This is a genomic window from Pseudomonas parakoreensis (assembly GCF_021602155.1).
GTDB classification, from domain to species: Bacteria; Pseudomonadota; Gammaproteobacteria; order Pseudomonadales; family Pseudomonadaceae; genus Aquipseudomonas; species Aquipseudomonas parakoreensis.
On sequence record NZ_BQHY01000005.1, the window covers coordinates 288958 to 302322 of the forward strand.

Genomic DNA, 13365 nt, shown 5'->3' on the forward strand with positions numbered 1-13365 from the left:
GTTTGATCGGTGGCGTTTGAGCTACCGCCTTCGCGAGCAAGCTCGCTCCCACACTGGGTCCATGGCTTGTCCGAATCCAGTGTGGGAGCGAGCTTGCTCGCGAATGATCTGCAGACTTACACCGCTTCCGCCGCCAACGCCGCCATCACGGTCGGCCGCTGTTCAATCCGCGCCTGAAACCGCGCCAGCGCCGGCCACTGCGCCAGGTCAATGTCAAACAACCCGGCCCAACGCAGCACCACAAACAACAATGCATCCGCCACGCTGAAGCCGCTCGGCAGCAGATACTCCTGCTGCTCCAGCACCGTGACCAACACGGCAAAACGCTTGAACAACTTCTCCTTGATCACCTCGGCCGGCAGCCGCCCATCAAACAGCGCGCCGAGGCCGCCGTGGATCTCGCTCGAAACGAAATTCAGCCACTCTTGCAAACGCAGCCGTTCGAAACTGCCGGGCGCCGGCGACAGCCCTGACTGGGGTTGCAGATCCGCCAGATATTGCAGGATCACCGGGCCTTCGGTCAGCACCGCGCCGTTGTCCAGTTGCAGGGCGGCGACATAGCCTTTGGGATTGATCGCCATGAAGTCTTCGCCGCTGGCGGTGCGCTTGCTGCGGTTGTCGACGCGGATCAGTACGAAGGGCAGCTTCAGTTCGCGCAACACAATGTGCGGCGCCAGCGAACAGGCTTGCGGGGCGTAATACAGCTTCATCGGCAGCTCTCTGGTGAGGATTTGGCGCCAGTGTCATAGTGCGCCGCACCCTCGGTAAAATTAATCTTTCAGAAAGCAGCCATAAGGACAGCTACTGCCATGATGAACCTGATGCATTGGCGGCTGGTGGTCGCTGTGGCCGATCACGGCAACATCACCCGCGCGGCCGAACGGGTCGGCATGACGCAGTCTGGCGCGAGCCAGGCCCTGGCGCTGATGGAACAAACCCTCGGTGTGCAACTGTTCAGTCGCGAAAGCCGGCAAACCTTGCCCACCGCCATTGGGCTGCCGGTGATTGAGCAGGCGCGCGTAATGCTCGGCGCGTTGCAAACCATTCGCCAGACCGTCGACAGCGTGCGCCCGATGCTGCGCGGGACGATTCGCCTGGCAAGTTTTCCCATGGTCCTGGCGAGTTTTCTGCCGCCGCTGCTGCGCCAGTTCAATCGCCTGTACCCCGGGATCGAAGTGGTGGCGCTGGAGGTCAGCGATGACGAAGTGGAAACCTTGCTTGCGGCCGGTCTGGTGGATGTCGGTGTGGTGCTCAACCCGGCCCCCGAGCGCAATGCCGGGCCATTGGGCCGTGATGAATGGGTGGCGGTCGTGCCGACGGGCCATCCGCTGGCGCTGCGAGGAACCGAGCAAGGCGTCACCCTGCAAGAACTGACCGCGCTGCCCTTTGTGCTGGCCACCGGCGGTTGCTCGACCAACGCCCGCAGCCTTGCCGCCGAAGCCTGTTTGCAGTTGCAGGATGTGCGGGTCGAGGTACGCGAGTGGAGCAGCGCCTTTACGCTGGTGCGGGAAAACCTCGGCGTGACGCTGGTGCCGGAAATGACCTTGCCGGTCGACCGTCAGGGTTTGCGCGTGATTGCTCTGCAACCACCTGTCGAGCGGGTGTTTTCGCTGGTGTTGCCTGCGGGGCAGACGGCGTCGGCAGCGGTGCAGGCGCTGCTGGATTTGCTGGCGGAGACTTCGCTTGCCTCCGTTCGCTGAACCGTTTCTTGTGCAAAAAGTGCCAGATACTGGCCGACTAGTGGCCTTGCGCGTGGCAGGGCGCTGGCTATGCTAGCTGTAACTAACTATGTCGACCGTCATCGGTTAGCCGTGATTTCAACGCTGCCAGAGTGCGCAATCAAAGGCACCGGACACTGAACCAACAAGGAGCCAGTTGTACATGGAAGTTCTTCTGCACGTTAGGGCTGGCCCGCTCGCGGGCTATCAAGAGAAGGATGTCTTGATGAGAGCGTCGCGGCATGCACGCTCGGATTAAACATCATTTATCACCTGACAACTTCCTCCTGTGGAGGAATGCGTGTGCCTGTTCTGTGGAACGTAGTGGTGGATTCTGAAAGACCTGAACTTTCATCAAATCAAAAGACCGCGCGGAAGGTGATACAACCATGTTCAACCTACATCACAAGGCTGACCTGCAGGAAATCGAGCGTTTCAGCTGCGCCTTGACCGAAGCCAATGCCAAGCTCGAAGCGATCAGCCGCTCGATGGCGATGATCGAATTTACCCCCGAAGGCATTGTTCTGGATGCCAACGAAAACTTCTGCAAGACCATGGGTTACAGCGCCGAGGAAGTGCGTGGCAAACATCACCGGGTGTTTTGCGAAGAAGCGTTTTACCGCAGCGAGGAATACGCCAGATTGTGGCGCGACCTGGCCCGGGGCGAGCCGATCAGCGGCACGTTTCTGCGCTTGAACAAGTCCGGCAGGGAGATCTGGCTTGAAGCCAGTTACATGCCGGTGTATGGCCCGGACAAACAGGTCAAAAGCGTCATAAAAGTTGCCGCCGACATCACCGCCCGGGTCAACAAAGAGCACGAAGAAGAAAGCATGCTGGCGGCAATCAGCCGTTCGATGGCAGTGATCGAGTTCACCCCGGAAGGCAATGTGATTACCGCCAACGACAACTTTCTGCGCACCATGCAATACACGCTGCCGGAAATCGTCGGCCATCACCACAGCCTGTTCTGTCACCGTTCCGAATCCGAATCGGCGCAGTACAAAGCGTTCTGGGCGTCGCTCAATCGCGGCGAATATCACTCGCACCGTTTCGAGCGCAAGAACAAGTCCGGACAGATGGTTTATCTCGAAGCCTCGTACAACCCATTGTTCGACACCAAGGGCCGCTTGTACAAGGTGGTGAAGTTTGCCAGTGACATCACCCAGCAGATGACCACGCTGCAAAACGCCGCAGAATCGGCCCACAGCACTTCGGTACAGAACGATGCCTGCGCACAAAAAGGCTCACAGGTCGTGCAGCAGACGGTGCAGATCATCCAGGACATTTCCCGCGACCTCAACGAAGCGGCGCGGAGCATCGATGCGGTGAACAAGCAGTCGGACATCATCGGCACCATCGTCCAGACCATTCGCGGGATCGCCGACCAGACCAACCTGCTGGCGCTCAACGCCGCCATCGAAGCGGCCCGGGCCGGTGAGCACGGGCGCGGGTTTGCCGTGGTCGCGGATGAGGTGCGCAGTCTCGCGGCGCGCACCAGTCAGGCGACGCTGGAGATTGTCGAAGTGGTGCGCAAAAACCATGACCTGTCGCTGAGCGCGGTGTCGAGCATGCAGTCGAGCCTGAGTCGCACCGGGCTGGGTGTGGAACTGGCGAACGAGGCGGGGGAGGTGATCCTGGAGATTCAGCAGGGGTCACGGCATGTAGTGGATGCGATCGGGCAGTTCAATGCGACGTTGCAGTTGAACTGATGCTCTGAAATAGCGATGGACATTGTCCTGGCATCCAAGGGCAGTAGCGACTGCCCTTGTTTTATTATTGGCTCCTGTTATTTCAATTCGTACTTGGCAGTGAATTCGCCCTTGAACGCGATCAACCGCCCTATATCATCAAAGTAATTAGCGTCAATCGTTCCGACTTGGGTATCCAGATTCGGCCCGATGGTGACTTTCCCGGTTCCAGTGAGTGTGAGCAGTTTTTTTCCATTGTGATATTGCAGCTGAGGAACTCCCTCTGAGACGAAAACCAGATCGTGGGTACCGGGATCAAGCTCTGCGGGGTAGATGATCTGAACAAATTGAGCGCCCATGTCCGCTTTGAAAAGTCTGCGATCAAAAACAACCTTCTCTGTACTAAAGTTCTCTCCAACCGGATTTCCGTTATAGGTGGAATTGCACTCGCAAGTGCCGGTGAATGCGTTGGCTTCCATGATGATCTCCTGATCCAGGTACGTGAGCACGAATGTGATCACCGTTCCATTTAACAAGCGCGGGTCGAAAGAGCACCACTGTCAGTTCTTACAGGTCTCAGGCTTTTCTGATGAGTGGTAGCAATAAGGGGGGAGCGTACGAGAGAACAGGGTCGCAATGGACCCCGTTCCGTTTTGCATGAAACTAAAGCGCTGCGAGAAACTTGTCCGCCAGTTTGTCGCTGTCCTTGACGTCATTGGCGTTGTCTTTTTCCGCTTGTGCCAGCTTCATCTTGTCCTGCAGACGCTCGGCGATCTCTTTGCCGATGGCCAGTTGTTTCTCCGGCGGCATGGCTTTGATGTCGTCTTCGGTGATGCCCATGCTCTGAAGGATACTGTCGCGCAGACGCTGTTGCGGCGACTTGCTCATGTAGTCCTTGAACGCGTCGGTGGCCGAGGTGCCGGTGGTGCTGCCGGCAGTCGTGGCGTCGGTGGTTTGCAGGCCGACACGGGTCTTGGCGAAGGCTTCGTCGACGTTATCGCTGATGCGCGTGGCGGCAGCCACTTGCTGGGTGGCGATCTGCGTGGCCGAATCCTGGACCCTGGAGGTCGCATCGGTGGCTTGCGACTGAGTCTGGTTCTGCAGCGATTGCAACATGGCGCCGTGCAGGCCGCTTTGCAGACCGGCAGCGGCGGTCGTGGTCGCGTCATCCGCCAACCGCTTGGGCAGGTGGATGAGCTGCTGCTGTTTGGCACTGACCAACATCATGATGGAGACCTTTGGATAATTGCTGACGGGCATAGCCGAGCAATTAGCGTGCCTTTGCAGAACATCCTGCTATTTCAAGACTTTACTGTTGGTGCGTGCGCAACCAGGCGGTCATCCCTTGCCGCCGGGCGGCAGAGGATGACCGTGTGGCCGTCAGCGATGGGCAATGTTTTCCAGTGCCAGATTGCGCGTGCGCGGGCCGAACCTGCCGATGGTCAGCATCACGATCAGCATGCTGCTGACGATGAACGCCAGTACGCCGGGCGTGCCGAAGTGGTCGAGGAATAACCCGATCAACAGGCTGCTGAACACTGTCGACAAGCGACTGAACGAATAACAGAAACCCACCGCCCGGGCGCGGATGTTGGTGGGGAACAGTTCGCTCTGGTACGAGTGATAACTGAAACTCAGCCAGGCGTTGCAGAAGGTGATCATCACCCCGCAGAAGATCAGGCCGAAGGCGCTGGTCTGTAACGCGAACAGGGTGCCGAAGGTCATGGCGCCGAGGGCTGAGCCGACGATCTGCCATTTGTTCTCGAAACGGTTGGCGAACTTCACGAACAGCAATGGCCCGAGCGGGTAGGCCAGGGTGATGATGAAGGCGTACATCAGGCTGTGGGTGACGCTGACGCCCTGGCCGGACAGCAGCGCCGGCAGCCAGTTACCAAAACCGAAGAAACCGATCGCCTGGAACACGTGAAACACGATCAACATCAGCGCCCGACGCCGATACGGTGGTTGCCAGATATCGGCGAAACGGCCCTTGCCCTCGACATCCACCGGAACGGCTTCAGGCGCATCCAGCGGTTGGCGATGATCCTTCTCGCAGCGGGCTTCGATGGCGTCGAGAATCCGATTGGCTTCATCGAATCGTCCATGCTGCGCCAGCCACCGCGGCGACTCCGGCAGACGCTTGCGCAGCCACCAGATGAACAGCGCAAACACCGCGCTCGCCAGCACCACCCAACGCCAGCCCGACACACCGAACGGCGCCTGCGGCACCAGCCACCACGACATCAACGCCACCGCCGGCACCGAGAGAAACTGCACGAAAAAGGCGAAGGCAAACGCCGAACTGCGCATGCGCTTGGGCACCAGTTCCGAGAGGTAGGCGTCGATGGTCACCAGCTCGATACCGAGGCCAATCCCCACCAGAAAACGCATGCAGATGATGCCCAGCGCCGAGCTTTGAATGCCCATCAGCACCGTGGCCACGGTGTACCAGACCAGCGCAAAGGTGAAGATCGCGCGGCGGCCGAAACGATCGGCCAACGGACTGAGCAGGCTGGCGCCGAGAAACAGACCCAGGAAGGTTGCCGACGCGAACGCCGCCTGATCGGAGAAACCGAAAACGCCCTGATTGCCGGTAGCGAAGATCCCGTCACGGATCAGCCCGGGGCTGATGTAGGCCGTCTGGAACAAATCGTAGAGTTCGAAGAAACCGCCAATCGACAACAGCGCCACCAGCCGCCAGATGGTGGCGACGGCGGGCAGGCGGTCGATGCGGGCAGAAATCTCGGCGGCGCGTATCGGGTCGATGCCGTCGCTTTGCGCGGCGGCGGGGGCGTGAGCAGTCATCGGCGGATCCATTTTTTATTGATGGAAAAGCTTAGCCTGCTATCGGAGTTCACGGATTGTGAATTTCACCGGTCAGCCCCGGAGAACCGCCGATTTCTTGCAATAACTGCTTACCAATTAACGATTTATGCCGCAGCAGTCGAATCGGGCAGCGCCGAGGCCGGCAAGCCGAAGACGCGATCGAACAGCCAGTTGAAGGCAAACGTGTAGCACGGGATGAAGATGATCAGCGCCAGATCCAGCAGGAACGCCTGCACCAGACTGATGTTCATCCACCAGGCGATCAGCGGAATAAGGAACACGATCAGCGTCAGTTGAAAACCCACTGCATGAGCGATGCGCCGTTTGACCGTGCGGGTGCGTGACTGCTGGCGGCTTTCCCAGTGCTCGAACAGCGAGGTGTAGATGAAATTCCAGGTCACGGCGATGGTGGTGATGATCACCGCCAGCGGGCCGGTGCTGCCCGGCGAGGTGCCGGACAACAGCGCCAGGCCGAGGGCGGAGAAGGTCATGCCGATCACTTCGTAGAGCGACACGTAAACCAGTTTGCGTTTGACGCCTTGCATGGGGATTTGCCTCTTTCTTGCAACATGTGGCCAGCGGGACTGGCGAAGGCGGCGAAAGATAGCTTCAATAGGCGTGACAGAAAAAGTCAGTAGCTTTCAGTTTTGGTGATAGGTAGATGAAGTGAATTTCAACAGCGACAGCATCGAACTGTTCCTCGCAGTGATCGAGCGTGGCTCGTTTTCCGCTGCTGCCCGCGCTTTGGGGCGGGTGCCGTCGGCGGTGAGCATGGCTATCGGCAATCTGGAGGCGGAGCTTGGCTACGCCTTGTTCGACCGCAGCCATCGCGAGCCGCAGCCGACAGCGATGGCACTGTCACTGGTGCCCCACGCGCGGCTGATTGCCGAGCAGCTCAAGCAACTGCAAGTGCATGCGGTGGAGTTGTCGCTGGGGTTGGAGAGCAAGCTGTCGATTGGCGTGGTCGCGGACATTGACCGGCGCCGCTTGCTCGCTGCGATCAAGGTGATTGCCGAGCGTCATCCGCTGCTCGATATCGAAGTGTTGACCGCGCCGCAGGACGATGTGCTGGCGATGCTGCACAGTGGCCGTGTCAGCGTGTGTCTGGCGTTTGCCGGGTTGAGCATGAACGTGCATGAGCGCTTTCAGTTCGTCGGCAGCGAACGGATGATCGCCACGCTCGCGGCGGACAGTCCGTTGTTGCAGGGGCAGGATCTGTTTCTCGAAGACCTCGTACATGTGCGGCAGATCGTCGTCGCCAGTCGCGACTTGCCGATCAGCGAAACCCGGCCGCTGGTGGCCGAATCGCATTGGCGCACCGACACCCTGGAGACTGCGCTGGAGATGGTCGAGGCGGGGCTGGGCTGGGGCAATTTCCCGTTGTCGGTGGTGCAGCCGTGGCTGGACAGCGGGCGCTTGAAGCGACTGAATTTTCGCAACATCGAAAACGGCCTGGTACTGCCGGTCCACGCGGTGTGGCTCAAGAGCCAGCCGCTGCAAAAGGGCGCATCGGCCCTCGTCGAACTGCTCAGCCACTGATACATGCGCAGGGTGGGTGTACCCAAAAACTGTGGGAGCTGGCTTGCCAGCGATTGCGGTGTATCAGTCAACACTGTATCGACTGGCCTGACGCCATCGCTGGCAAGCCAGCTCCCACAGGGATTGCTTCCGACAGGATTTCAGAGGTCAGGTACTCTCGCGAATCTTCAATTCAAAACCCATATCCTCAACGGGCCGCGCCACACTATTCCCCGCCATCAACGTCAACATCTGCTCCGCCGCGCGCCGGCCGATCGCTTCGCGTGGGGTGTTGATGCTGCTCAGGCGCGGCACCATGTGCTCGGACATCGGCAAGTCGTTGAAGCCGAGGATCGCCACTTGCTCGGGGATCTTGATCCCGTTGCGCAGCGCTTCGAGCAGGGCGCCCTGCGCCAGGTCGTCGTTACCAAAGAAGATCGCATCGACGTCCGGATGCGCCGCCAGCAGTTGCAGGAACAGCTCACCGCCTAATCCCACCGACGAGGAACGCGGGGTCAGCACTTCCAGGTCCGGGTCATAGCGCCCGGCCTTCTGCAGGGCTTTGCGAAAACCCTCGCCGCGCAACAAGGTGCGTTGATCGAGCTGTGCGCCGATATAGGCCAGACGCTTGCGACCGCGCGAGAGCAAATGCTCGGCCGCGGTTTCGCCGGCGCTGAGCTGCGAGAAACCCACGCAATTTACGCCGGCCGCGCTGTCCAGTTCCATCATGTACACGCAGGGAATGTTGCTGGCTTCGATCATCCGCCGCGAACTTTCTGTGCGATCAAATCCGGTCAACAGCAAACCACGCGGCTGATAAGCCATGTAGTTGCGCAGCAGGTTTTCTTCTTCATCGCGCGAATAGTGGAAGTTGCCGATCAGCACTTCGAAGCCCTTGGGCGTCAACACCCGATGAATGGCTTCCAGCGTGTCGATGAACAGCAGGTTGGACAGCGACGGCACCAGCACCACCACCGAATGGCTCTGCGCCGAGGCCAGGGCGCGGGCGGCAGGGTTGACCACGTAGTTGAGTTCGAGCGCGGCTTTCTGCACTTTTTCCACCAGTTCGGTGGCCACGGTGCTGACCCCGCGCAAGGCGCGGGACGCGGTAATCGGGCTCACGCCGGCAAGGCGGGCAACTTCATTAAGGGTGGGACGGCCGGTGGTGCGAGTGTTTTTATCGTTTTTAGGGGTGGTCATCGGGCGGCTTGCCAAACAAAAATCAAGGCACTAAGGTAGCGCTGTCCTGATGCAGCTGCAAATGCGTAAGCGAGGTCCTGCCTGATCCTCGCTTTTTGGCGTCGGGCGACAACCTGCTGCAACCCAAAAAAACGACAAGAAGGCGTCGGCAACTTCTGCCTGTGCACTAGAGTCATAGCTAGCAAAGGTAGCGCTGTCTGCGCGCTGAGGTGTTATATGAGTCATCCCATCACCGCCCTGGTCATCATGGGCGTTGCCGGTTGCGGCAAGACGTGCGTCAGCCAGGCCCTGTGCCAATTGAGCGGCGCCACTGCCATTGAAGGCGATACTTTTCATCCGGCCGCCAACATCGAAAAGATGAGCGCGGGGATCCCCTTGAACGACGACGACCGTGCCGGCTGGCTCGACAGCCTGTGCGCTGAGTTGCGTCGTGTCGATGCACTCGGCGAGCGTCCGGTGCTGACCTGCTCGGCGCTTAAACACAGTTATCGCGAAGTGCTGCGCAGTGCCTTGCCGGGCCTGGGCTTCGTGTTCCTTGAGCTGACCCCAGAAGTGGCTGCCGACCGCGTGTCCCATCGCCCGGGCCATTTCATGCCGGCAACGTTGATCGAAAGCCAGTTTGCCACCCTCGAATCGCCGGTCGGCGAGCCGTTGACCCTGGCGCTGAATGCTTCGATCCACAGCGTTGAAGAGCTGGCGGCCCAGGCGCACGTCTGGTGGCAGGCTCATGGTCTGAAACAGGCGGTATGAGTGTGTTGAAAGAGTTAGCGCTGTCCTCACGAATTCTGTTTAACCCGCTTTAATAACAACAACAAGCCAGGAGACACCCCCAATGTTTGGCATGTCCCACGACGCCTACCTGCTGCTCGATGCAGTGGTCACGGTAATCGGTCTGATTATCCTGATCACCAAATTCAAGATTCACCCCTTCATCGCCCTGACCATCGCGGCCGCGTTCCTCGGCCTGACGTCCGGCATGCCGATCGGCACCATCATCAAGGCGTTCCAGGACGGCTTCGGTGGCGTACTCGGTTTCGTCGGCATCATCCTTGCGCTGGGCACCATGCTCGGCAAAATGATGGCCGAATCCGGTGGCGCCGATCAGATCGCGCAGACCCTGATCCGCGCGTTCGGCAAGGCCAAAGTGCAGTGGGCAATGATGTTCGCCGCGTTCCTGGTCGGTATTCCGCTGTTCTTCGAAATCGGCTTCGTGCTGCTGATTCCGCTGGTGTTCATCGTTGCCCGGCGTACCGGTGTGTCGATCATCAAGATCGGTATCCCGCTGCTCGCCGGTCTGTCTGCGGTACACGGTCTGGTGCCGCCGCACCCGGGCCCGCTGCTGGCAATCGGCGTGTTTGGTGCCGACATCGGCAAGACCATTCTTTACGGACTGATCGTGGCGCTGCCGACCGCCATCATCGCCGGCCCGATCTTCGGTACGTTCATCGCCAAGCACATTCCCGGCACGCCGAATCAGGAACTGGTCGATCAACTGGCCCGCGAAACCGATTCGCAGAACCTGCCGAGCTTCAGCATCACCCTGGTGACTGTGCTGCTGCCGGTGTTCCTGATGCTGCTGAAAACCTTCGCTGACGTCGCGCTGCCGGACGGTCATTTCTTCCGCACCTGGATGGACATGATCGGCCACCCGATCTCGGCACTGTTGCTGGCCTTGCTGCTGTCGCTGTATACCTTCGGTCACAAGCAGGGCATCGGTTCGCAGCAGATGCTCAAGTGGCTGGACGCAAGCCTAGCGCCGACCGCCGCGATCATTCTGATCATCGGTGCCGGTGGTGGCTTCAAGCAGATGCTGGTGACCAGCGGCGTGGGCGACGTGATCGGCCACATGGCGGTCAGCGCGCAGATCTCGCCGATCCTGCTGGCATGGCTGGTAGCGGCGGTGATTCGTATCGCCACCGGTTCGGCCACCGTGGCGACCATCACGGGCGCGGGCATCGTGGTGCCGGTGGTGGGGATGATTCCGGGCGTCAACCGTGAACTGCTGGTGCTGGCCACCGGTGCCGGTTCGTTGATCCTGTCCCATGTGAACGACGCCGGTTTCTGGCTGGTGAAGCAGTACTTCAACATGACCGTGGCCGAGACGTTCAAGACCTGGACAGCGATGGAAACCATCCTGTCGGTGGTGGGCCTGGGCTTCATTCTGTTGCTGTCGCTGTTCGTTTAACCTCGAACGCAAGACACAAAAAAACCGCAGCGATGCGGTTTTTTTGTGGGCGACGGTATCAGGCTCAATACATTACCTCTGTGGGAGCGGGCTTGCCCGCGAAGGCGTCGTGTCAGTCGACATCAATGTTGTCTGAACCGCCGCATTCGCGGGCAAGCCCGCTCCCACAGTGTGACGTGTCGTCAGACGGCTTTCGGTGCTAACCCATCCGCCCGGAACATCCCGCGAATCCCGCGCACGGCCTGCCGAATCCGGTCCTGGTTTTCGATCAGCGCGAAGCGCACATGATCATCGCCATACTCACCAAAACCCACCCCCGGCGAGACACAGACCTTGGCCTCGGCCAGCAGCTTCTTGGCAAACTCCAGCGAGCCCAGATGCGCATAAGCCTCGGGAATCTTCGCCCAGACATACATCGATGCCTTCGGATTCTCGACCATCCAGCCCAGCTCGTGCAGGCCTTTGACCAGTACGTTACGGCGCTGGCGATACTGTTCGGCGATGTCACGCACACATTGCTGATCGCCTTCCAGCGCAGCAATCGCCGCCACTTGCAGCGGAGTGAAAGTGCCGTAGTCGTGGTAGCTCTTGATCCGCGCCAGGGCGTTGACCAGTTCCGGGTTGCCGACCATGAAACCGATACGCCAGCCGGCCATGTTGTAGCTTTTGGACAGGGTGAAAAACTCCACCGCGATGTCCTTGGCGCCGGGCACCTGCATGATCGACGGGGCTTTCCAGCCGTCATAGACGATGTCGGCGTAGGCCAGGTCGTGCACCACCAGTACGTCGTATTGTTTGGCGAGGGCGATTACCCGTTCGAAGAAATCCAGTTCCACGCACTGCGCGGTGGGGTTGGACGGGAAGCCGAGGATCATCATCTTCGGCTTCGGGATCGAACCGCGAATGGCCCGTTCCAGCTCGGCGAAGAAGTCCACGCCGGGCACCAGCGGCACCGAACGCACCTGAGCGCCGGCAATCACCGCGCCGTAGATGTGAATCGGGTAGCTCGGGTTCGGCACCAGTACCGTGTCGCCCTGATCCAGGGTCGCCAGCATCAAATGCGCCAGGCCTTCCTTGGAACCGATGGTGACGATGGCTTCGCTTTCCGGGTCGATATCGACCGCGTAGCGTTCCTTGTACCAGTTGGAGATCGCCCGGCGCAGACGTGGAATGCCCTTGGACGTGGAGTAACCGTGGGTGTCTTCACGTTGGGCAACCTGCACCAGTTTTTCGACGATGTGCGGCGGCGTGGCGCCGTCGGGGTTGCCCATGCTCAAGTCGATGATGTCTTCACCACGGCGCCGCGCGGCCATCTTCAGCTCGGCGGTGATGTTGAAAACGTAAGGGGGGAGTCGATCTATGCGCGCAAAGCGGCGCGGCGAACCTTGTTCAGCCATTGTTGCCTCGGATAACGTAAGCGCCCGGAACCGTCCGAGCGACGCTGGTCACTGCGGTGACCTGTGGCGGAAGATAAGGGCTGTGATGGCAGACTGTCCAGCCTGCATGTAAACAAATTTTTCCCAAGGAAATCGGTAGATGGAATTCACCAGCGGCTTCTTGCTGAGCCTTTCGCTGTGCCTGGACATCGGCGTAGCCAACATCGCAATGATCACCCTGGCGATGCAGCGCGGTTACTTTCAGGGCTTCGCGCTGGGCCTCGGCACCTGCGTCGGCGACCTGATCTACGCGGTGCTGGCGCTGGCCGGGATGACCGTGTTGCTGCAGTACGAAAGCGTGCGATGGGTGTTGTGGATCGGCGGGTCGGCGCTGCTGGTCTACTTTGCGGCGAAGATGATCTATTCGGCGATTCATCACGAAGCGCAGCTAGCGGCGACGGCGGAGGTGGGGCAGAACTCGCATCGCAAGGAGTTCTTTCGCGGGATTTTCCTCGCCATGTCTTCACCGAGCGCGATTCTCTGGTTCGCCGCGGTGGGCGGCACCCTGATCGCCCGTTCCGGTGGCGGTGGCCCTGTAAGTTCGGTGCTGTTCCTCGGCGGCTTCCTGTGCGCCGGGCTGCTGTGGTCGGCCGGGCTGTGCTTCGCCGCGAGCCACGGCGGCAAGTTGCTCGGCGACAAGCTGTTGCGCTACTCCTACATGGCATCGGCAGCGATCTTCTGCTATTTCGCGGTGTACGTGATCGTATCCGGTTATAACGAGTTCGTTGGCTCAGGGGCTGCCGACCAGTTGCACGCCTTGTGACATTGCGAATCGGGTTTGGCTTCTATACTCA

At 59.9% G+C, this 13365-nt stretch carries 12 protein-coding genes and 2 pseudogenes; 7 read left to right on the forward strand and 7 right to left on the reverse strand.

The window, feature by feature from the left end:
• Positions 1-116: 116 nt before the first annotated feature.
• Positions 117-710, reverse strand: coding sequence for a glutathione transferase GstA (gene gstA / locus L6D63_RS09880; protein ID WP_131671177.1), 594 nt, complete (start codon positions 708-710; stop codon positions 117-119).
• A gap of 99 nt (positions 711-809) precedes the next feature.
• On the opposite strand from gstA, the gene L6D63_RS09885 reads away from it, so the two are divergent.
• From L6D63_RS09885 to L6D63_RS28795, 3 genes and pseudogenes are all read left to right on the forward strand, one after another.
• Positions 810-1700, forward strand: coding sequence for a LysR family transcriptional regulator (locus tag L6D63_RS09885; RefSeq protein ID WP_121186810.1), 891 nt, complete (start codon positions 810-812; stop codon positions 1698-1700).
• Positions 1701-2107: 407 nt separating this feature from the next.
• A pseudogene (locus tag L6D63_RS28790) lies at positions 2108-2884 on the forward strand (PAS domain-containing protein); the annotation flags it as partial.
• Positions 2885-3004: 120 nt separating this feature from the next.
• A pseudogene (locus L6D63_RS28795) lies at positions 3005-3427 on the forward strand (methyl-accepting chemotaxis protein); the annotation flags it as partial.
• 77 nt (positions 3428-3504) lie between these two features.
• Here L6D63_RS28795 and L6D63_RS09900 read toward each other — a convergent pair.
• The 4 genes from L6D63_RS09900 to L6D63_RS09915 form a co-directional block, all read right to left on the reverse strand.
• The gene (locus L6D63_RS09900) at positions 3505-3885 is read right to left on the reverse strand and encodes a hypothetical protein (RefSeq protein ID WP_131671178.1); all 381 of its coding nucleotides are present in this window, start codon (positions 3883-3885) and stop codon (positions 3505-3507) included.
• A 184-nt stretch (positions 3886-4069) separates the two neighbouring features.
• Positions 4070-4630, reverse strand: a complete 561-nt coding sequence (locus tag L6D63_RS09905) for a hypothetical protein (RefSeq protein WP_131671220.1) — start codon at positions 4628-4630, stop codon at positions 4070-4072.
• Positions 4631-4786: 156 nt separating this feature from the next.
• Positions 4787-6211: an MFS transporter gene (locus tag L6D63_RS09910; RefSeq protein ID WP_095668503.1), complete on the reverse strand. Its 1425-nt coding sequence runs from the start codon at positions 6209-6211 to the stop codon at positions 4787-4789.
• Positions 6212-6336: 125 nt separating this feature from the next.
• The gene (locus L6D63_RS09915; protein ID WP_096795052.1) at positions 6337-6777 is read right to left on the reverse strand and encodes a PACE efflux transporter; all 441 of its coding nucleotides are present in this window, start codon (positions 6775-6777) and stop codon (positions 6337-6339) included.
• Positions 6778-6898: 121 nt separating this feature from the next.
• Here L6D63_RS09915 and L6D63_RS09920 point away from each other — a divergent pair, with 121 nt between their 5' ends.
• Complete coding sequence (locus tag L6D63_RS09920) at positions 6899-7771, forward strand: LysR family transcriptional regulator (protein WP_236170317.1); 873 nt, start codon at positions 6899-6901, stop codon at positions 7769-7771.
• Positions 7772-7918: 147 nt separating this feature from the next.
• Here L6D63_RS09920 and gntR read toward each other — a convergent pair whose 3' ends face one another.
• Positions 7919-8950, reverse strand: coding sequence for an HTH-type transcriptional regulator GntR (gene gntR / locus L6D63_RS09925; RefSeq protein ID WP_047295927.1), 1032 nt, complete (start codon positions 8948-8950; stop codon positions 7919-7921).
• 216 nt (positions 8951-9166) lie between these two features.
• On the opposite strand from gntR, the gene L6D63_RS09930 reads away from it, so the two are divergent.
• Entirely contained in the window at positions 9167-9700 is a 534-nt protein-coding gene (locus L6D63_RS09930) for a gluconokinase (protein WP_047295925.1), read from the forward strand.
• 82 nt (positions 9701-9782) lie between these two features.
• Positions 9783-11135 (forward strand): GntP family permease, encoded by a 1353-nt coding sequence (locus L6D63_RS09935; protein WP_131671180.1) that lies wholly within the window; start codon positions 9783-9785, stop codon positions 11133-11135.
• Positions 11136-11317: 182 nt separating this feature from the next.
• Here L6D63_RS09935 and alaC read toward each other — a convergent pair whose 3' ends face one another.
• Positions 11318-12532 (reverse strand): alanine transaminase, encoded by a 1215-nt coding sequence (gene alaC / locus L6D63_RS09940; protein WP_003227374.1) that lies wholly within the window; start codon positions 12530-12532, stop codon positions 11318-11320.
• A 139-nt stretch (positions 12533-12671) separates the two neighbouring features.
• On the opposite strand from alaC, the gene L6D63_RS09945 reads away from it, so the two are divergent.
• Positions 12672-13334 (forward strand): LysE family translocator, encoded by a 663-nt coding sequence (locus tag L6D63_RS09945; RefSeq protein WP_047295921.1) that lies wholly within the window; start codon positions 12672-12674, stop codon positions 13332-13334.
• Positions 13335-13365 lie beyond the last annotated feature (31 nt).